The 19418-nt window shown below is 36.3% G+C and carries 24 protein-coding genes and 1 pseudogene; all 25 read right to left on the bottom strand.

Annotation, left to right across the window (positions count from 1 at the left end; translation table 11 throughout):
- Window positions 1-12: 12 nt before the first annotated feature.
- The gene (locus NSQ76_RS03530; protein WP_341052433.1) at window positions 13-504 is read right to left on the bottom strand and encodes a hypothetical protein; all 492 of its coding nucleotides are present in this window, start codon (window positions 502-504) and stop codon (window positions 13-15) included.
- Window positions 505-513: 9 nt separating this feature from the next.
- The gene (locus NSQ76_RS03525; RefSeq protein ID WP_341052431.1) at window positions 514-1491 is read right to left on the bottom strand and encodes a bifunctional lytic transglycosylase/C40 family peptidase; all 978 of its coding nucleotides are present in this window, start codon (window positions 1489-1491) and stop codon (window positions 514-516) included.
- Window positions 1488-3899 (bottom strand): CD3337/EF1877 family mobilome membrane protein, encoded by a 2412-nt coding sequence (locus NSQ76_RS03520; RefSeq protein WP_341052429.1) that lies wholly within the window; start codon window positions 3897-3899, stop codon window positions 1488-1490. The genes NSQ76_RS03525 and NSQ76_RS03520 overlap by 4 nt, the downstream gene beginning before the upstream one ends.
- An 18-nt stretch (window positions 3900-3917) precedes the next feature.
- Window positions 3918-6416: an ATP-binding protein gene (locus NSQ76_RS03515; RefSeq protein WP_445661658.1), complete on the bottom strand. Its 2499-nt coding sequence runs from the start codon at window positions 6414-6416 to the stop codon at window positions 3918-3920.
- Window positions 6322-6825: a conjugal transfer protein gene (locus NSQ76_RS03510; RefSeq protein ID WP_305960867.1), complete on the bottom strand. Its 504-nt coding sequence runs from the start codon at window positions 6823-6825 to the stop codon at window positions 6322-6324. Before NSQ76_RS03510 ends, NSQ76_RS03515 begins: the two co-directional genes overlap by 95 nt.
- 11 nt (window positions 6826-6836) lie before the next feature.
- The gene (locus NSQ76_RS03505; protein WP_041092938.1) at window positions 6837-7091 is read right to left on the bottom strand and encodes a hypothetical protein; all 255 of its coding nucleotides are present in this window, start codon (window positions 7089-7091) and stop codon (window positions 6837-6839) included.
- 12 nt (window positions 7092-7103) lie between these two features.
- Window positions 7104-8075, bottom strand: coding sequence for a conjugal transfer protein (locus NSQ76_RS03500; protein ID WP_305960874.1), 972 nt, complete (start codon window positions 8073-8075; stop codon window positions 7104-7106).
- A gap of 93 nt (window positions 8076-8168) precedes the next feature.
- Window positions 8169-8327, bottom strand: coding sequence for a hypothetical protein (locus NSQ76_RS03495; RefSeq protein ID WP_157840133.1), 159 nt, complete (start codon window positions 8325-8327; stop codon window positions 8169-8171).
- A gap of 21 nt (window positions 8328-8348) precedes the next feature.
- Window positions 8349-8495, bottom strand: a complete 147-nt coding sequence (locus NSQ76_RS03490) for a hypothetical protein (RefSeq protein WP_275718252.1) — start codon at window positions 8493-8495, stop codon at window positions 8349-8351.
- A 12-nt stretch (window positions 8496-8507) separates the two neighbouring features.
- Entirely contained in the window at window positions 8508-8867 is a 360-nt protein-coding gene (locus NSQ76_RS03485) for a hypothetical protein (RefSeq protein ID WP_075611201.1), read from the bottom strand.
- 6 nt (window positions 8868-8873) lie between these two features.
- On the bottom strand, window positions 8874-9635 hold the full coding sequence (locus NSQ76_RS03480; protein WP_305960864.1) for a hypothetical protein: 762 nt from the start codon (window positions 9633-9635) through the stop codon (window positions 8874-8876).
- A gap of 4 nt (window positions 9636-9639) precedes the next feature.
- Window positions 9640-10452, bottom strand: a complete 813-nt coding sequence (locus tag NSQ76_RS03475) for a hypothetical protein (RefSeq protein WP_305960863.1) — start codon at window positions 10450-10452, stop codon at window positions 9640-9642.
- Window positions 10439-11668 (bottom strand): CpaF/VirB11 family protein, encoded by a 1230-nt coding sequence (locus tag NSQ76_RS03470; protein ID WP_341052422.1) that lies wholly within the window; start codon window positions 11666-11668, stop codon window positions 10439-10441. Before NSQ76_RS03470 ends, NSQ76_RS03475 begins: the two co-directional genes overlap by 14 nt.
- Window positions 11665-12057 carry a hypothetical protein gene (locus NSQ76_RS03465; RefSeq protein ID WP_275718255.1) on the bottom strand — a complete coding sequence of 131 codons (393 nt, stop codon included), beginning with the start codon at window positions 12055-12057 and terminating at the stop codon, window positions 11665-11667. Before NSQ76_RS03465 ends, NSQ76_RS03470 begins: the two co-directional genes overlap by 4 nt.
- A 29-nt stretch (window positions 12058-12086) precedes the next feature.
- Window positions 12087-12368: a hypothetical protein gene (locus NSQ76_RS03460; RefSeq protein WP_256688945.1), complete on the bottom strand. Its 282-nt coding sequence runs from the start codon at window positions 12366-12368 to the stop codon at window positions 12087-12089.
- Entirely contained in the window at window positions 12358-12654 is a 297-nt protein-coding gene (locus NSQ76_RS03455; protein ID WP_341052415.1) for a hypothetical protein, read from the bottom strand. Before NSQ76_RS03455 ends, NSQ76_RS03460 begins: the two co-directional genes overlap by 11 nt.
- A gap of 16 nt (window positions 12655-12670) precedes the next feature.
- Window positions 12671-12955: a hypothetical protein gene (locus NSQ76_RS03450; RefSeq protein ID WP_341052413.1), complete on the bottom strand. Its 285-nt coding sequence runs from the start codon at window positions 12953-12955 to the stop codon at window positions 12671-12673.
- Window positions 12956-12987: 32 nt separating this feature from the next.
- Complete coding sequence (locus NSQ76_RS03445) at window positions 12988-13299, bottom strand: hypothetical protein (RefSeq protein ID WP_341052411.1); 312 nt, start codon at window positions 13297-13299, stop codon at window positions 12988-12990.
- A 519-nt stretch (window positions 13300-13818) separates the two neighbouring features.
- Window positions 13819-16068, bottom strand: coding sequence for a thioester domain-containing protein (locus tag NSQ76_RS03440; protein WP_341052409.1), 2250 nt, complete (start codon window positions 16066-16068; stop codon window positions 13819-13821).
- A gap of 107 nt (window positions 16069-16175) precedes the next feature.
- Complete coding sequence (locus tag NSQ76_RS03435) at window positions 16176-16838, bottom strand: hypothetical protein (protein ID WP_341052407.1); 663 nt, start codon at window positions 16836-16838, stop codon at window positions 16176-16178.
- Window positions 16839-16917: 79 nt separating this feature from the next.
- Complete coding sequence (locus NSQ76_RS03430) at window positions 16918-17196, bottom strand: hypothetical protein (protein ID WP_073980121.1); 279 nt, start codon at window positions 17194-17196, stop codon at window positions 16918-16920.
- Window positions 17197-17202: 6 nt separating this feature from the next.
- Complete coding sequence (locus NSQ76_RS03425; protein WP_073980120.1) at window positions 17203-17556, bottom strand: hypothetical protein; 354 nt, start codon at window positions 17554-17556, stop codon at window positions 17203-17205.
- Window positions 17553-17810, bottom strand: coding sequence for a DUF3850 domain-containing protein (locus tag NSQ76_RS03420; RefSeq protein WP_073980119.1), 258 nt, complete (start codon window positions 17808-17810; stop codon window positions 17553-17555). Before NSQ76_RS03420 ends, NSQ76_RS03425 begins: the two co-directional genes overlap by 4 nt.
- A gap of 78 nt (window positions 17811-17888) precedes the next feature.
- Entirely contained in the window at window positions 17889-18107 is a 219-nt protein-coding gene (locus NSQ76_RS03415; protein ID WP_341052403.1) for a hypothetical protein, read from the bottom strand.
- Window positions 18108-18342: 235 nt separating this feature from the next.
- Window positions 18343-19405 (bottom strand): annotated as a pseudogene (locus NSQ76_RS03410) (replication initiation factor domain-containing protein).
- Between the last annotated feature and the right edge of the window lie 13 nt (window positions 19406-19418).

The following is a 19418-nucleotide window of genomic DNA, read 5'->3' as shown; positions in this document are numbered from 1 at the left end:
ATAGCACAAAAATTATTTGACCTGCACATTATCAACAATCCATTTATTCTCTTTTTTTATTAACTCAGTTTGAATAATAATGTTTTGTTGTGTGGTGACGGCATTCACCGTAAGTGCAATTTTCGCATCATTCAAATAAAGTTCCCTGTCTTCATCTATCTTCTTAGAATAGCTCTCTAAAGAAAGTAAATCCCCTTGCATTGTTACGCTATGTTTTTCAGGACCCTTCGAAGGGAACGCATAGCTCATTGCTTTATCCGTCGCCAACTTCCTAACAGCCTTTTCTCTATCGTCAGCATCTTCATATTGAAAGAATGCTTCAAAAAACTTTTGATTCATGTCAGCAGCTTCTGAATTCGTCACTTGATTCATTTTATTCTCGATCTTTTGCTTCTCTTTCAGAGCTTGATTTTTTGCATCATTCAATTTGTTGTAAGTCATGTAATAACTCGTAATTCCTAAAATCAATACAACACCACCTACTAGCCATAATATCTTTTTCATGAAATCCTCCTATCGTTTTATGCGTCCAAATGAAACTAAGTGATCTCTCCAATATCCTTTTTTCAACTGAGAATATTGAACGCCACTATCATTAGAATTGAACATTCTACCTTCACCAACATATATGCCAACGTGGGTAATGAATTTTCCTTGATACGTGCCTGTAAAAAAGACTAAATCGCCTGCGACTGCTTCGCTTTCAGCAATCTTTTTTGTTGCTCCGTATTGTTCTTGGGCTGTTCTGGGTAAAGAAATCCCTGCTTTTCTGTAAGCCCATTGAACAAGACCTGAGCAATCAAAACCCGTCTTTGGAGTTGAACCAGCCCATTGATATGGATTCCCTTCATATTTTAAGGCTTCATTCATAATGGCCTCATATCCTTCGATAGCTCCATTCACTGGCTTAACGCTGCCACCGCCTTTTAGATATCGGAAGACATGATCAACGTAATTAGGATCACCATAACTACGCCACCCCAATTTAAGTGCTTGAAATCTGCTAAATTCTAGCGCAAGAGCTTTTGTATATTTGCCTCCACGCTTTTTAACAAAATCTATAAATCCTCCTCCGTAGTTGTAGGACTGCAATGTTAATCGAACGTCTCCGCCTGCCTTTTTAAATACAGCCGTAAAATGCTTTATACCAACCTGTATCGAATATTCTGGATCGGTTATCGTATTAGGCGGCAAGCCTATTGATTCGCTCGATTGCATGATATCCAAGTATCTGCCCCCACTCTCCTGCATTGTCAGCGCCATAATGATGTTCAACTGATCGTAAACACCTTCTTTGCGGGCATATTTTTCAAAGACGTGACGGAGCCTCTCAATCTCTGGCGCAATGCCATTCGTCACAAACTCTTCATCCCCACCCTCAATTTCTTGGTTCTGGTTACTCCCACCAAAAATTAATACAACAACAAGCAGCATTCCCCCAAAAAAGATAATTGGGAGTGAACTAAAAAAAGCCGTCAATAGCTTTTTCATGATCTGTCACCTCGACCATTTTTGCTTTGACGACTCTCTATCTGATCTAATTCAATTTTCACATGTTTGGGTTGCTGCTGAATTACTCTTTTAGTTTTTGGTTGTGTATCTGACGTCTTAACTGTCTCATTTTCAGTTTTTGGAACTGGTGCACTTACTTTTTCTTTTGGTTGTGTTTGTTCATTTCTTGCTACGTTAGCATTAGGAACAGGACTCACAGGCTTTTGATTACTGATACTTTCCTCTGTTAACGTTTTTTCAGAAGCACCTTGATCACTTCTTTCAACATCAACCTCATGAACTGATGTTGAAGCCTTTGAACTATTGGGCTTTTCTTCTTCGGCAATATGTTCTTTAATTTGATCACTTCTTTCAGCATCCACCATTGGTATTCTGCTTGATGCGCTTGAATTCTTATTCCCTTCTTCTGCTAGATGATCTTTTGCCTCCTGTTCGTTTCGCTCTACATCCACCACTTTCGGCATTAGACTAGAAGCATTCGCATTACTGCCCCCTTCCTCTTTCAGTTGATCTTTAGTCGCTTGTTCACTTCGCTCTACATCCACTTTTGGTAGTGGGTTAGAAGAACTCGTATTACTGTCACCTTCCTCTTTCAGTTGATCTTTAGTCGCTTGTTCGCTTCTTTCAATATCCACTTTTGGTAATTGATTAGAAGCACTTGCACCCGTTTCTTTTTGATCTGTTCTTTCCACATCTTCTCCATCCGCCACATACAATGGTGGCTTATAATCATCTGCTTTTGTATCTACACTTGAGCCATCAAGCTGCCGTCCTCTTTCAATTTCTTTTTTCGAAGACACATCATTTTTTAGATTATTTTGTGAAGTTCTATCAAATTTAGAATTTCCAGTTGATTGATTTTGTGGCGCACTTCGTCTTTCTGCTGAATACTGTTGTTCCTCTTCTGCCTTTTTCCTTTCTTCAGCAGCTTTTTTATCATCTCGTTTCTTTTTCCATTCACCAATACCACTACTAACTTTTTTCGCACCTTCCCAAGAAGGTTGAACGACTGCCTTTCTAGTATTCTCTAATAAATTTGCATCCACATTTTGCACTTTACCAGCCGTAACAAAATTGATTATCTTGTCACGTTTTAAAAATGCAATGATCAAAATAACCGACATTGCTACTACATTGAGAAAATACATCCCTAAATTCGTTGGAGGAATAGTTTTATGCGTAATGACGCAGATTGCATAAACAAACACAAGCACAAGAGTCAGCAAGGCTTTCAAGACAAACAATGCGAACATCCTTCCCAAAGAGACGAAACCACTATATGCAAATTGTGGAACGTAAGACAGGATAAAGGCAAAAGGAAGAAAGAAAGCAATCGCAAGCACGATAATTTGAATTAAGAAATTAAGAAACGCAATTAAAAAGAATGGCATCCCCAGAGATATAGCAGCCAGCAAACCTATAAATGAATATCCCAACTGAACGTAAATACTTCCCTCTGCAATGCTTTGATTCTTATATTCCTTTACTTCTTTTTTGTTTATAAAGTCTTTTTTCGCTCGCTGCCCTTCACTGGTCAATTTAAAAGAAAGCAGCGTATCTATTCGATCAAGACCACCTTCACCATCACCCTTCTTCAAAATTGTTTTTTCATTTGGTGTACCATAATTGGTCACCAAGTATGGGCTTTTCATCGCTGAATCAAAGTAAAAATTCCTAAGAACAGCCGTTGTACCTTCAATTTCCTGACCTTTTTTGACATCATCCATTTTTAAAGTGGAATCACTTTTATCTGAAAACGCACCGACCAATTTATTTCCAACCGTAATGAGCTTTCCTTGTCCCTCAATTGATAAAGCATTCAAAGATTCAATCCAGTAACCAGCTTTGTTCACCCATAGTGCAGAAACAACCATGACAACAAAAAATAAAGCAAAACGTCTCATACCTTCTTTAAAACTGCCCTTAATAAAAAATAGATAGACTACGAAGCCTATCATAAATACAAAGAGTATTTCTCCAAAGCTCTTTTTTAAGACATTGTACATCTGTTTGGAAACGTTTGTGATAGCACTACTAAAGTTATCAATTGGCTCCGCACTCATAAACAAATCCATTGCCTTGTCAACAACAAGGACTACGATTTGTGTCACAGCTAACATAGTGTTAGACAAAGATACAATTGCACCTTTAATAAATCCATCTTCGGCTTGGTTGTGGGCTTGATAATGCTCCAGTGGAAATCTACTTATTTCAAGCTCAACTCCACCAACTTTTTCGACTTTTGGTTTTACTGTTTTATCACCTTCTTTATCGTCAGCTAAAGCAAATGAAAAAACACTAGTTAACAGAATAACCACGATTGAGAAAACCAATATTATTTTCCGTTTTATTTGAATCGCCCCCGATCTGCAAACAAAAAAAGCCATGCTGCTCTACATGACTTCTTACAAGTATTGTTCTTCTGCATACGCAACATCACTTTTATTAATTGTTTCAAATGCTCCCATCCACTCATCAAACAAGCATTCAATAGAAATTTTAGCTGTGCGCCCATAAATGTCTTTAAACAAGCATTGTCCTTGGAACATGGATTCAAGCATTTTTTTGTTTTCCTCACTCGGTTCAAGGTTCATCCATTCCAAGACTTCTTCACGTTCGTTTGGTTCATCGAAGGCGAATGCTACACCAAAGTTTCCTGTGTCATCCTCATGCAGTGCGTCTTTAGTTGATTGAGAAATAAAGAATTCAGCATTGTTATAAGAACGCCCAATACGTCTCATTTGACGCTCTACTTTTTTCCCCTGCGGAGAAGCTGTAAAAATCCACGCTTCGTCTATAAACTCGGCTGTTTTTTCGTCCGCATTCATTCCAAAAAGCTCACAGAACTTTCCAAGTGCAAACATGACTGCACTTGACTTTAATTGTGACTTCGTGAAATTTTCTATACGTTCCCCGAAGTCTGGTAAATCCATATTTTCAACTTCCAAGATAGTAATTCGTTCACTAAGAGATAGTGAAGGATTAGAACCATCATGAACTAGCAGCTTCATAATAGAGTCCTGCACAACCTCATATAAATAGTCTCCAGCTTTTTGAACTACTTCATTTTTGTGCCTCTGCATTTCGTAAATAACATGCAGCGATCCCACTTGTTCACCCTGCTCTTTCATTTCAAGCACTTTTGTGATTGCTCTTAGAAAAGCAGTGCTCACATCATCTTTGCCTTTAAAATCATAGACCTGTTCAAATATAACTTCTAACAAGTCCTTAGCTTTAGTTGGCGGCATGAAGGTAATTGGGTCTAATGCGCCCCAGTTCTCTTCTTGTTCATGATCTAATGTTATAAAATGATATTTCTCTAAATGTTTAATATACAAAGGGAAATCTTTTCGAGTTTGTGGGTTGCTAATGACTTTTCTAATCCATTTCCTCATTTCCTTTTTAGGGTCGATGTACAGTGATTTAATATCCATAAAGGATATATATGTGTACAACAGCTTTGCGAGGAAAGACTTACCATTACCTGTATCGCCTGTAATTAAACAATGCGGCGATCTAGTTTTTGAGCCTTTAATTTGCTGATTAGCAAGAAAAGGATGAAACAAAACAAAGTCTCGACTTGATCGAATGGCGCTTTCTAAATCTGTATGTTTATCAAAGCGATCACCCCAACCGAGGAAAAAACCGATCTTAGAACCAACAAAAGAATCAACGCCTAGTAAACATTCTGCTAAGCCGTTTTGGGTTGTTTTTTGCAACCAATTTTTATCCATCAAATCTAACTTTTCAGCAGGCAGCATTTTATAAAAAAGTGAAAGTTGATCAGCAATAGGAATCCTACATTTAATTCCTGCCCCTTTTAGGTGTCTCACGACTAATCGAGCCTTTTCAGCGCATTCTTTTTTCGTGCGTCCGTCAACAATCACAACCGCAAGCCAGTTAATCAAAGACACTTCTTCTTTTTTGATTTTATTTTGAAGGTCTTTGACGAGAAACGCACTTGTCATGGTTGACTGATCGCTTTCGTCTCCAACACTATACTTTTCATTTTGTTCCTCTCTCAATTGCTGATGCTTAATATTTAATGCTGTCTTTGTCATAGACTTGCTTTCTACTTTTGCCTTTACTTCTACTTCTACTGGAAAAGGCAAAGACTGGACCTCATAAAACAAGTTACTATTTGCCATATTGTCTAGAAATTCGTCAACAACAATCATTGAAATATGTCCTTCATCTTGATCACTAATAAGCTTTAATGATCCTGGGATTGTCGGGTCTATAACAGTGTTTGTAATTGAATGAATATCACCATTTTGACTCTCTTCCTCGACATCATGATAAAGCCCTCTTATAAAGTGATAACGATTGATATATTTAAGCTCGACTTCTCTCAATCTCTCCCCAAACACAGATGTAACCGTACTAGCCAAATCATCCTCAATCTCTTTATATTGTTCAAAAAATTGGGATGATACATCTTGTTCCCACCCCAGCATATTCACCACTGTATCGGTCGCTGTATTAAACATTGAAAGAACGTTGTCTTTGATATCAGCATCCAAGCTAAGCAATGACTTATTAAGTTTGATTCCAATGATGAAGTCGGGTCTTGTCAATCTTCCTAAGCGCTGCTGCATCACACTCACAGTTTCCCCCATATAGTATGAAGCTACTTCTAAAGCACCCTCATGTATATCCTTTTTCAGAACGTTTAAACGACCTTCCAAATCGAATCTGCTAGGGTACATCATCAAGTGGAAATCTTCATAATCCGTTATCTCCTCATAAAAAGAAGTCCATCTGTCTTTATATTCTTCTATCTCATGTTCATTTCGAGATGGAATGGAACTACTCTTTATTCGATAATACGCCCAAACTTCGCCCGTTCTCGTCAATATCATGTTGTTTAACAGGGTTTTCATTGGTGTTTTCAGACTCACCATTCTTTCGCACCACCTTTACTAAAGACTTGAATTTTATTTCCTGTTCATTCGCAAAATCTATCACTTTGTCGTTACAATATCTCTTCTTAGGCAACTTAATCATGACCAAGTATTTCAGCAGCCCCCAAAAATATAAATAGATATTTTTCCCTTCTGGTTTAATCTTGGTTATTAGAATTGTTAAACCTAGTGGAATACCAAAGATCACAATCACGAAAGTATTTTCAAAGGCATGAGGAAAAATTCTTCTCACGCCAATGAAAAATCCGAAACTAATTGCGACAAAAACAAAATAGTTGATCATTGGGATCAACTCTATAGAAAAAGGTAAACTATAATTTTCCGTTATTCTTTGAATTTTTTTGGGCTCTCTCATCGCTTTGCGATAGTTAAAAACGAATCTCGACACACTATCACCTCTTATAACTTTTTAAGCAGCGCACCAACCCATCCAGTAACTGTAGACCAGTTTTGAACCACCCATACGCCAGCACTTGTAGTGATTAATACACCAACCATTTTTCCCACACTTAGTTTCATGAGGTGTTTTGAAATCAAGAGCATAGCAACAATGAATATAAATTGTGTAACAACCTGTTTACCCCAACTTTGGACACCACCCAATGTTGGTAAATCTGTTTTAGCTCCCAATACAAGAAAATCTAAAAATTCCATGTATCCCACTCCTTATTGATGTTTTAGTTTGTTTACGTAATACTGACCGGTATTTTTTGTAACGAACAAAGTAAAACGTTCTTTTATCGGTACGCTTGTTTCTTTTTCTTTAAAAACGACTACAGTAGATATTTCAAAACCATCACCGATTTTGTAAATACGGACATTTTCGACATCACCAAATACCAGATGACCATTTAAAGTCTCTGGTGTTTTCATGACATATGACATATCGTCTTTTGATTCTTCGGCATACTTCCGAAAGAACGTATTCACAAATTCTTTTATAGCTGCTGTTTGATCTCCGTCATATTCTTCACGATCTTCTTTGTTAATTTCAATACTGCCTTTGAGATCATATATTTCCGAAATATAGGGAGTGCCACTAACTGCAAATTGATCTCCCTTGTTTTTTACTGGAATGTTCAGCAATGCTTGTTTTTTAATTTCATGTTCCTTCTTTTTCACCTTTACAATGTTTGAATACTCGATTTCGTATTGAAATAGAGTTTCTTCTTTCTCCTGTTTCACATTGTAAAGAGTGTAATTATTTAAAACTCGATCACCTTGTGCACCAGAAATATCAAACAACGTTTCTTGTTCTAATTCATCGCTTTCTTTAGCAAGGTAAGTCATTAATTTTTTATGACGGTTTTCAATAGCCTCATTTTCATTCTTTACGTTGATATATTCAGCAACGAAGCCTGACAAAAAACGTTCCCCTGCTACAATAGACACTTCTTCTTTTTGTTTACTATTTCGCTCTTGATTTCGTTCAATATCGTTTACTACTGATCTTGTATTGATCGACAGCAGCACAGAAATGAAAGCAAAAAAGACAAGCGTTCCAAGCAATGACCATACTCCAACAGCAATCATTTTTGAACGATCTTTTGGAATTGATTTAGGTTTCTTTTCTGGCTTTTTAATGCTTTTCAACTTCTTCTTAAAAGCTGATAATAGTGGATTGTTCCGAATGGCCATCTTACCGCCATGTTTCTTTTCCTTCTTCAAAATTTCACCCTCCTTTTCAAAAAATAAGAGCAAGCCCCGAAAGACTTGCTCATTCATCATTTCTTATTTTTTTGCGAGTCCTTTAATACTCGTTTGAATAAAGTCCATAAGCCATGGAACAAAATCCGTCAATCCTGCTAGAAGTGCCATTCCTACTGCTCCTGCAATTACTGCCGCTAATGTTCCCCATGAAAAACGATCCACATTCTCTGGTACTGCCATAATTATCATTCTCCTTTGTTTTTAGTGCATGTCTCCTGTGACATGCTCGATATAGTTTTCAATATTATTCAATACGTTTGGAAATCCATCATTCAATTCCATCAAAACAGAACCCAAAGTCAACATTAAGATTCCCATCATTCCTAATCTAAAAATATTATGTTCCAATCTACCCCCTCCTTATCTAACCAATGACAAAGCACCGCCTTTTACTGTAAATACAGTTTTGTATCCTGTAATCAAATATTGATAGTTGGTGCTAACCTTATAAGTAATTTCAGTACCATAAGGATACTTCTTATTTAAAGAGCCGCTTTCAATTTGAAAACTGCCCCCAAACGAATTTTGATTCTTTTCTTCAATTGCTTGAAGTGCATCTTTCGTCAAACCCCCATTTCTTTCGATCTGATAATTGGTGTATTGCTTAAAATCTTCTAATTGATTCATCCGAATTAAAGAAGCTGCTGTATCTACGCTAAGAACAAGACTGAAACAAAATATATAAACTTTAAACAATGTCATTACTGAACCTTCAATCATGATTCATCACCCACCCCCATTAATAAACTGGATGGATTTAACACCATCTATCAATAGAGTGATAAAAAATGAAATCATCACGATCATAACTGGCATTGCAACTTTAGTCGGGAAAGTACCGAATTTCCGCAATTTATATTCAACAATGTCATCAACTGTCATGAATAATTGTTCATTTGTCATCTTTCCTAATTCATAGATAATGCTGTCATCCTTTGAATTTTGCTGATACTCATACAAAGTGAGCATGAACAATCTAGCACTATCACTGCCACTTGTATCATTCGCAAAATCTATAAAGGGCTGCACATCATTAGGCTTTTCATTCATTGATATTAATAGCTTTCTCAATGCATCTTTCAAAAGACCCTCATCTACCCTTGAGGACAGACGTTCAAATGCTTGATAGACAGTAGACATGTTTTCCAGCAAATAAATATAGACTTCCCTAGAAAACTTGAAAAAGACAAGCTCTCTTTGAAATTTTTCAGCCTCATACCAGCCCTTGATTTTCCTGTAGTCCATATGGTAAACGAAACAAGCTAAAGCCAACGCTATGAGTGTTACAACTGGTTTAAAAGCGATCACTGGTAATGCAGCCAAAAAAATTGAAGCTGCTTTAAAAAATCTCTTTTTCTGAAATCTTTCAAAACTTGATTTTGGATTCAAATAAAGCAACATTTCACGCAAGTTACTTTCCCCGATTTTTTCCCAAAAAGAAAAGACCGTCTTTTGTTTGACCGTCTGTTTCGCCTTCTCATTTTTCATGTTTTTAGATTCTCACCTCCGTTACAGCATCATCAAAATACCTTTGATTAAACTGATGATAGACATAGAAAATGATAGATAAGTAAACTGTATTAGCTATCATCCCCACTAGGGCATGTGCGTAAATATCAACGTATTTCTTTAGGGTAAATGAAAGCATAATGCCTACAATAAACCCTATTGAGTAGAGAATCATTGTTCTAAAGTCTTTTTTATGTTGCTTCTTATCTTCAATAAATCTTTGCTGCTTCAGCAAAACTTTATTGTGATAATCTTTTGTATCTTTGAGAGTCAAAATGGATGTGCGCCCCTCAACAAACATGATTCCTAACTGCTCTATATATTGATCGAATTGCACGTCATTTTTATATGCACGCCTCAAACTTTTAAAAGCCTCCACGACCTCTTTTTCATCCGAATCAACCAATGTTATTTCAAGATCAATGAGCTTTCGTTTCAACTCACCTTCTGCGTATTTGATACATGTAGAAAAGGCTTCTACCAATGGCATGTCATCGTTCGTCAATAACTGGGTCATGTTATTTAAAAAATTGTTTCTTTCTTGAAACGCTTCCTTCTCATAATCATTTTTGACTTTCCTTCGTAATTGATAAAACCAACCATACGAACCACCAATCAAACCACAGATAAGAGCCATCCACCAATAATGAAAAAGTAAATAAGCGAACCCTGCAAAACATATGAATGGAGTCAAAATGAATTTTGCATATTCCCTTTTTTGTAACGGCTGACCAAATGCTTTAGACATAGCGCGTATTTCTTCTAAGCTATAGAGCTTCTTTTTACGAAATTTCATGTACCCCCCACCCATCTTTAATTTTGCTTTGAAGCTGAATATCCACACGTTTTTCCATCATTCGATTTACGAAAATGCTACTCACCTTACCTGGCACATATTCAAATCCTTTATTGGTGAGATCACAACGAAAAACCGTCAAGACTTCACCATTCGGCAAAAACTCCACGATTTCTTTCAAATACCTTTTCATACGCCCTTCTTCATCTTCAATTTTTTCAATATGAATCCCGAAATTAAGATAACGGAAAATATCCTCTCTCATAGATGTTTCGTCAATGTCGTAACCCATTTTCATCATATTAATAAGTCGTGATGGTATCGCCCGAGCATTAACAGCGTGCAATGTCGTAATCAATCTGTGACCCGTTAAAATCCCTTGCATCATTTCATATGCTTCTCGACCTCGTGTCTCTGAAACAACCTGCCATGCAGGGTTATTTCTTGAACCTGCTTTCACTAACATTTCAATATTTATCGAAGGATTAGTAATCCATGATTTAATGTCCTTGTCAGGAAAAAGGATTTTCGCATGGCTCTCGGGAGTATCTTCGATCATGACAATATGATCTTTGTACTCAACAAACGATAACAAAAGTTTTTGAAGTTCGGTTTTCCCTGTTCCAGTTACACCAGCGATTGTGACATTAGATTTAGAAGCAACAATTGCTTTCAATAAATCGAAAATATAATTTGGAGCAAAAGATTTAAAGTTCTCTTGATGTAATGCTAATTTTGGTTTGACAACCCGAAGCGCCATTGTTGTTCCATATTGGGCAATATCCTTATGAACTGCATTCAGACGCAAATTAGAAAACGCAGCATCCAAAATCGGATTTTTTCGAGTAAATTCTTTGCGGCAGGCATTAGCGAATTTTTGAATGATCTTGATAATGTATGATTCTTCAATTTCTCCATAACGGAATTTCCCTTGATTCGTAATGACGTCAAGATGTGTACCGTTATACGAAATGTCTGTTACGCCCTCATAATCATCAATGATCTTTTCAATGACCCCTAAGCCAACGACTTCCGCCATGACAAATTTTAATTCTTCATTACTCAAATGAGGAAAGTCTTTCTTGACCACCTCATTCACTTTTCCCCTCGCTTCAAGATCGACAAAGGCTTTTAATAATTCGGAAGGATGGTTTAGTTTTAAATGTTTTCGTACATCCTCCAGTAACTTTTTTTGTTCCTCAATTTCAGTAATCATTTACTATCTCCCTTCGGTTTTTCGACAACCAATGTAGTTAAATATTCTTTGTTTTTTTGATCTGTTAATATAATCTTTACAGCTTTCATTTTTCCTTCTACATCTTTTAGGTACTTATATTTGAAAGATGTTTTTCCAAGTTTCACGTTGTTTTTCTCATTAAAAGAACTTTCGAAATTCAATTCGAAAGCCCTCTGTGACAATTCAACTTTTCCTTCTTCTATTCTAATGCTGTTATCTACGTTTCTAAGGCTCGCTATACGTGCCGATTCATTCATTGTAGCGATTATGCTATGCTGCCTATAATCAGCAACATAATAGTAAGTAGTCGCACCCACAATAAAAAGGATAACCGCCACCATGAGAAGAATTAATGGTACACCTTTCAACTCCCCTCCCTCCTTTCAAAATCATTTCTTCACCAATCAACTTCCGAGACATTTACACGTTCAAAAGACATTTCACATACCCCATCGTCATTCATATGAGCATTGAAAGAAACAGTCACAAGGCTTAATTTGTAATTTCCTTCATTGTCCTTATCACCTAAAGTGATGTTTCCTGTAAGATCAATAGCTCCAGTTTCTCCACCTTTTATACGTTCGACAAATTGAATATACAAATCATCTGCTAAGGAAGAACAGCCGATTTCAGACATTTGTTTTTGATAAGCACCGTAATTGATAAAGTTATGCTTCACCTAAATCCTCACCTTCTTTCTTTTCTAACCAAAGACAATCAAAACTGCAAATAGGCAAAGCAGCAATAGGCGTTTCAACTTCTTCGCTTGGCTCTTCTATTGAAAAGAAAACTCTTAAATTATAAGTCTCTTCACCTTCTTCAATTTCTGTCCCAACATCAAACGAGACAGCCCCAGCTTCTACATTTTTACGTACCGCCTTTAAAAATGAACCACTGGGGAAAGTGCACCCAACCTTTTTTAGTTCATTTTCAAATTTCGTAATGTTCTCAAAAACAAAAGCCATTTATATCCCCCTTTCATTAGTCTTGTAGTTCAAACCCCTGATAAAAAACATCAACGTATGTTTCTTCGTCTCTCTCTTCTGGAAACTGGGCTTCAAAATCCACTTTCAAAATAGATTCCTTTCCATCCATTTCAATTTTCTTTCGGACGGTAATCGTTCCAAGAAATTCTTCAATAGTCCTAGCAGACCTAATTTGATCTGTCGCTTCTAACCAGATGCTTTCCCATGCAATTCTAGCCTTTTTTTCAATCTCTCTTAGCTCACTAGCAAATTGTAAACCGTTAGCAAAATGTAAAATCAATGTTTTTTCCTCCTTTATTTTTAGAAAAGAGTTCATTTTAAAAATATGCTGTACCCGATATAGCACAATTCTATTAATTCAGAATGACTCTCGAATGGTATCACCCTAAATTCTAGTCGTATTAATTTTCCTTTTAGAAATTCATCCTCTATTATTTCTTCTCTATACGCATAAACTTCTGTCCTAACTATTTCTCCAAACGAATTAAGAGATTCTTCAAGGGCTTCCGAGTATATTGATTCTTCATCATCTAATAGACCATTACCCTCTAAATCAAGAATATATTGATCTCTGTTAGTAAGATAAAAAGCTTTAGTTTTTACAGTCTTTTGATCCTCACACATGGCATTACATTCACCTCCTTTTGAAACAAAAAAGGACAGTCTTTTGACTATCCTTTTAAATCATTCATTTAGATTACACTCTATTTGCTGTTTCTTTTTTAATATAACGTCTTTGTAGAATTTCACCACATAAACGCTTGTCAGAATAGCAAAAAGAAATAGACTAGTGAATGCAAATAAATAATTTTTTTCAAACACAGATTGATACAACATTATAAATATGGGAATTGACCACAATAAATAAGTTGCACTCCAAAAAATAACACTAACAATTCTTTCAATCACTATTAGTAATTTATCCAACCATAAACACCTAATTTCTACAAATAATCATCCCCCTATTCCCCCGATTCTTCGGGGGACTCCCTCGCCGGTAGGCAGCTCAAAAGGTGTGATGACCTTTTGAGACATTAAAAGGGTTTGGGGGCGCTGATTGTTTCAACTCCTTATCCTCACTACGTTCCGGTACCGTTGACACAAGCCTTAATCGCATCACCTGTGTTTAATAGTGGTTAGAGTTTAACGAGACATAACCCAATCTAAATCCTTTTTAGTCCATCCTTCTGGCAGACCATTAGGAAATGGATTGTCAGCATATACAGGTTTCAGCAACACTTCATCTTGATTAATCGTCTTTGAATCCATATGAGCATACATAGAAGCATAAAGTTCTAATTGTTCGGTGACTTCTGCTTTTATTAAATTGACACCCATTGGCTTTGACTTGATTTTCGTTTCATAATTCCCCAATTCTGCCCAAATAGGAGAATAGAATTTACGTCCACCATCTACAAGATCATACGAAATTCTTTTGTCTTTACTTTCTACTTGTTCATCACTAAACAGGCTGCCTGTGTGTCGTTCCACATTGATATGAGGAAGCTCATACACAAGGTCATGGACTGACGTTTCACCCTGTTTTTTGTTAATGGCTTTCGTTTGTTCCATAGTGACCAATGAGCGATCACCGCTTTTTTTGTACGTCAAATAACTATCGACTAAACGTGTGGGAACTTCAAAGTCAAATGATGGCTTAATGCTGCCGCCAATTTCATTTTCATAGTGAAGATCAATTTCCCTCATGAATCCATAGCCTGTTTTCTTCTTTTCAATTTTCTTCAATGGAAAAGCCAGTCTTTCATAATAGACTTTTCCTGTTGTGGGTGTTTTCTCTGTCATTACAACACCCTTATAGGACAATTCCTTTCCGTTAGATGAACTTGCCTTGATCGTTTTTTCGCTTGCTGCATATCCATCCGTACTTAATTCGGATGCAGCAGCATCAATTTTAAAATCGTTTTTGTCGAAGCCTGTGAATTTCACAGTGTAAAGAGCCTTGTCATTAATCTTCAAATACTTTGCAGGGATTGTCATATTATTCTTCTTAGGCCATTCTTTTGCGGTATACGTTTTTGACGTGACCTTTGTCGTGCCACGATATAGCGCCACTGTGATTTTTTTGTCAGTCATATCTTTCAAGCTAGACTTGTAATTCAATTCCTTTGATAAATACACTTTGACAGGAAGACCCTTTTCCCATTGCGCTGTATAAATTTGCAGCTTATCAAACGATAGTTTTGCCAATGGCTTATCATAATGATAATTGATGACAATATTCTTGCCGCCAATCGTTCCACTTTCTTTGTCTCCTGTCGCTTTCACATAACGGTATGTGTATTCGCCATCCTTAATTGTAGGATGCTTTTCTGAATACTTTTCACCACGAACCTTTTTATATTTCTTGGTCGCTTTGATCTTATCGCCTGTACGGTTGTCATAATAATTAACCGTTACATTGCGCTCCAAGTTATAGTAAAACTTGATCGTCACATCTTTGCCTAATGTGCCTGTTTTCTTATTTGTGTTCACAGGAATAAATTTTTCTTTCCCTTTTGCAATGGATTTTTTAGGCGAAAATGAATACGTTGAACCTATGTTTCTTGTATAGCTTTCCTTTTCCAAGACTTCTCCAGAATATTTATCAATGTGCTGCACATTGATTTTCTTCTGGCGCACTTCAAAACCCACTGACAAATTTATATTTGGTTCTGGGTCAGTCAACAGGCCAGAACCAAGCCTCTGATATTTTGAACTTGAAGCAGTGAACAAAATAGATTGATATTTACCAAGAGAAGGCTTTAATTTTTCAAATTTTATGTCTTTTCCGTAATCAAGAGGAGCAGTAAAATGAAAACTTCCTCCTCCAGTAATCTTAACTTTTTTATTAGAAAACTTTTTCCCATCATAATGCAAAGTTACTTCTTTTGGGATGTTTAGAGTAATTGAATTTTTCTTATCGGCTTCAAAGATAATTTTCTCAGTCTTTTGTACATTTCCTTCTAAGTAGCTTTGCACTTTCTCCTTTGAAAACTTGATACTAGTTGATGGAACATCTTTTTTCTTAGCATGTTCCATCAGTTTCTTGTATCCTGGTATTCTTTCACGTCCAGATGAATGATTGTTGTTCATAACAGAATCTAAAGCAATTGTTGTGGCAACAAGACCTGTATCGTTGTTACCTACTTCGTTTTCTACTCCACCGTACCCATAATAAAGAATTGCCCTAACCTGTTCATTCTTATAAGCATTACCTCCCCCATAAGATGTACCTGTTGGAGGTGAAACCTTAGCATGATCGAGACAAAAAGCGATCTCTCCATTCACTCTAAATTTCCCAACAATATAATCACCATATCTTGCTTGCCCTAAATACTCTACTTTAGGTGATGAAGCCTTTAAAGTGGAAGTGAATACAACACCAGCTAGCAAAACTGATATAATAGATAATCCAACAAGAATTAGCTTCTTTATAATTTCATTCCTCCTTTTGATTCCAACAAAAAAGGCATTCGTTTATACGAATACCTAAAACTTACTTATTCCCAAGAATCCCAAGTGTTACCGCCACTATCAATTTCACCAGAATCTTTATGATCCCATTTTTTATTTTCTAAGTCCTTACCGACCTTATCCCAATCAGTACCGCTTGTTTTCTTTTGAGAATCATTAGAAGGAGCTTTTTTCGGCACTGATTTAGATTTTTTAGGAGTGTTGACCTTCCGTTCCGAAACTGTATTATTTTTAGAACCACCATTACTTACATAGTTCTTTTTTGTCTGAACATTTTTTGAAGGACTAGAAGAACCAGTTGTATTTCTATATACTTTCGTTTGTTGTTTTTTCACAGGAGCTTTACTAACACTACTATTGTTATTCTTTTTCGGTTCATTTGCAACAATTCTTTCTTTTTGTTGTGGCTGCTCACTAACGACCTGTTTTTGCTGCTTTTCGACTTTCTTTACCTTTTTAGGCTTTTCCTTCTTAACTTCTTTTATCTCTTTTACTTCCTTCTTCTTCACTTGTTCTTTTTTCGGTTTAGGTTTTTTAGTTTCCGCCTTTGTTTCTTTTACAACAGTAGCTGTTTTTGGTTGCTCTTTATCTTGTGTCTCCTGCTTTGCGTTAGCATTAAAGCCCCAAATAGTACCGCCTACTAACACGCCCGCCAACCCTAGACTAATTACAACTTTTTTCGCTTTCATAGTCTCCCCGACTCCTTCTTTTTTCGTTTTATTCTTAATACAATTATACCATTTTTTGTAGTATTTTACATCAAAAACTTTAGTTTTTTTCCAAATAATTGATGTAATTTAGCACCTTATTATACATCTGTCTCACACTGGTTCTTTCTATAAACACCTTGGTACTGGTCATCCTTCCATCTTTCATAAACTTAGTTTTATAGAAGGAGTATCTATATTCCGAAAATCCTTTTATACGTTCCCCCTCTACAATCAAAAACCACTCACGACTCAATTGCCTTTCATACACCAAAGAAGGAACGCCAACCATAAAACCCAAATTATTCAGCCTATGATCTAACCCTTTCCATTGGCTCATGATGGTTCACCTATTCCACCAGTCAACAACAAAAGCAATTCCATTATGCAGAAGTAAAAAAACTAATAGAAACATGCCAACGATATAGAAGAAAGACATTTCTAAATTGCACATTTTCCTGATTAATCTTTTAAGCAAACTATCCTTTTTCACATAATGATATATATGCGTAAAGATCACACATAAAGGACCAAACACAAAAATAGTTATTCCTAATGCATTCATCAAATCACTTTGTTGAACATAAAGGAAAGACGCTAAAACAGCTATCCAAAGATATAAACTTGCCAAAAATGTAAGAAGTGGGACTAATATTGAAAAACTAGTATAAGCGAATTTTTGATACCCTTCATTCTTCATACGGCTTCATCCAATCGAAGCCTTTTGAAATTCAAAACAACATAGTCATCCTGCTGCTGATAGTCCGTAATGAAGCTAATTCTCCCTAATACGCACCTTCCTGTATAATTCCCATCTTTATACTCACGTAACTGAATCAAATCCCCAACTTTAAAGTCTCTATCATTTTTTCGTATTTCAAAGCATTTGTGACCTGTTTTACAAGCCCAAAAGTATTGAGGTAGTATTTTTAATTCATGAAATCCTTCCTTCAAGAAAATCTCCCCTTTCTTATCCAAACAAAAAGGACAGTCATTTGACTATCCTTTTAAATCATTCATGTAAATTAATTTTCATTTCTGACGATTCTTTTTTAACACCTCAAAAACTTCTTCGATATAAGGTTCGTCTTGATTGATGACAAGATAATTATTAAATGGCTTTTTACCATCTTTTTGTCTACCTTCTTCAATACTCTTTAAGACTTTACTTAATTCATTTAAGAATCCTTGCTCAATATCTTTTGGAACATACGAAGAAAAATCCTTCAAGTTTATAACAGAGAATTTCAATTTAAATTCACACCCACTTCAAATAATTTAAAGAAAAAGATTTCTTCCCCCTATTCCCCCACTCATGGGGGACTCCCTCGCCGGTAGGCAGCTCAAAAGGTGTGATGACCTTTTGAGACATTAAAAGGGTTTGGGGGGCGCTGATTGTTTCAACTCCTTATCCTCACTACGTTCCGGTACCGTTGACACAAGCCACATACGCACCACCTGTGTTTAATAGCATTAGCAATATGTTTTAAACCACCATGTCAGCAATATTAGCCAAGTAAACATCAAGCATAGTTTCATGCTTTTTATCCATTTCAGCATTAATAACCATATCTGAAAGATCGTTTGACCCCGTAGCTTTATCAACCTCTAACACCATTCGCATAGTTGGCGCACAGCTATTCTTTAGCCAATTTCTAGACTTCTCATAAAAGTCAGTTTGAGGTTTCGTATAAAGTTGCAACTTCTCAACATCACCTATAAATTTTTCCCAAAATTTACTTGTTTTCCAACTTTCTCGATCAACCATTTCATCTGGATTAACAAAACGGACATAATTTGAAATTACAGCTAACGCTATATAAGTCATGTTTCTATCTTTAATCAAAGCATTAACAGCACTTTTTGCCCTTTCGTTCTTTAATCGAATCTCATACCTGTTCCAATTCTCAACTTCATCATCTGGAATATTATATTTAGCCGCTTGCTCAAATCCTTTCTGATAAAAACACATATAAGCATCGGACTTTTTAGAACCAAAATAGATTGTAGTACCACGATCACTACCATCACTCAAAGCAAAAGAGCCATTATAATCTGAATTTCTGAATCTCGAAATACAATAACCTCTTCGAGCCCTTCCTAAAAGGCGAGGAATAGAAAAATATGTTTTTCTATCATCTAATGCAATATCTAGTCTCGTGAAATTACCATTTCGTTCAAGGCATTCTTGAAAGAAGTCAAACCATGTCTTTTTTCGACATTCCAAGAAGGACTCGAACTGTCTGCATCCTTTACCAGACAGTTCTATTAAAGTCCCTCTATCATCACCTTCGGCGCTGTAAAAGACTTTAATCATATCCATTTCCCAAGTACCAACGTAACCATAGAAACCGGTTTGTTTCTCCGTCATAAAATCCCTGTTAATGTGCAGGATATTCTCGATTATGTCATCAACATCATGTGTTTTAAAACTAACCCTTACGTAGTCAACCATTGACACTAAAGGATTTTCAACGTTGTTTGTTTTCATTTTAGTCGATTACTACCCCCCTGTTAGCGTGGGGGGGTTTTACTTGCCCCTCGGTCATTCGCTGCGCTCAC

This window comes from Bacillus sp. FSL M8-0256, assembly GCF_038005765.1.
In the GTDB taxonomy this organism is placed as follows: Bacteria; Bacillota; Bacilli; order Bacillales; family Bacillaceae; genus Bacillus; species Bacillus safensis.
The sequence above is the reverse complement of the archived record's forward strand: the minus strand, read 5'-3'. Positions and strand labels throughout refer to the sequence as shown.

Coding starts and splice junctions, on each gene's coding strand:
- NSQ76_RS03530 (WP_341052433.1), bottom strand. CDS start 504: ATGAAAAAGATATTATGGCTAGTAGGTGGTGTTGTATTGATTTTAGGA.
- NSQ76_RS03525 (WP_341052431.1), bottom strand. CDS start 1,491: ATGAAAAAGCTATTGACGGCTTTTTTTAGTTCACTCCCAATTATCTTT.
- NSQ76_RS03520 (WP_341052429.1), bottom strand. CDS start 3,899: ATGGCTTTTTTTGTTTGCAGATCGGGGGCGATTCAAATAAAACGGAAA.
- NSQ76_RS03515 (WP_445661658.1), bottom strand. CDS start 6,416: ATGGTGAGTCTGAAAACACCAATGAAAACCCTGTTAAACAACATGATA.
- NSQ76_RS03505 (WP_041092938.1), bottom strand. CDS start 7,091: ATGGAATTTTTAGATTTTCTTGTATTGGGAGCTAAAACAGATTTACCA.
- NSQ76_RS03500 (WP_305960874.1), bottom strand. CDS start 8,075: ATGGCCATTCGGAACAATCCACTATTATCAGCTTTTAAGAAGAAGTTG.
- NSQ76_RS03495 (WP_157840133.1), bottom strand. CDS start 8,327: ATGGCAGTACCAGAGAATGTGGATCGTTTTTCATGGGGAACATTAGCG.
- NSQ76_RS03485 (WP_075611201.1), bottom strand. CDS start 8,867: ATGATTGAAGGTTCAGTAATGACATTGTTTAAAGTTTATATATTTTGT.
- NSQ76_RS03480 (WP_305960864.1), bottom strand. CDS start 9,635: ATGAAAAATGAGAAGGCGAAACAGACGGTCAAACAAAAGACGGTCTTT.
- NSQ76_RS03475 (WP_305960863.1), bottom strand. CDS start 10,452: ATGAAATTTCGTAAAAAGAAGCTCTATAGCTTAGAAGAAATACGCGCT.
- NSQ76_RS03470 (WP_341052422.1), bottom strand. CDS start 11,668: ATGATTACTGAAATTGAGGAACAAAAAAAGTTACTGGAGGATGTACGA.
- NSQ76_RS03455 (WP_341052415.1), bottom strand. CDS start 12,654: ATGGCTTTTGTTTTTGAGAACATTACGAAATTTGAAAATGAACTAAAA.
- NSQ76_RS03445 (WP_341052411.1), bottom strand. CDS start 13,299: ATGTGTGAGGATCAAAAGACTGTAAAAACTAAAGCTTTTTATCTTACT.
- NSQ76_RS03435 (WP_341052407.1), bottom strand. CDS start 16,838: ATGAAAGCGAAAAAAGTTGTAATTAGTCTAGGGTTGGCGGGCGTGTTA.
- NSQ76_RS03430 (WP_073980121.1), bottom strand. CDS start 17,196: ATGAGCCAATGGAAAGGGTTAGATCATAGGCTGAATAATTTGGGTTTT.
- NSQ76_RS03425 (WP_073980120.1), bottom strand. CDS start 17,556: ATGAAGAATGAAGGGTATCAAAAATTCGCTTATACTAGTTTTTCAATA.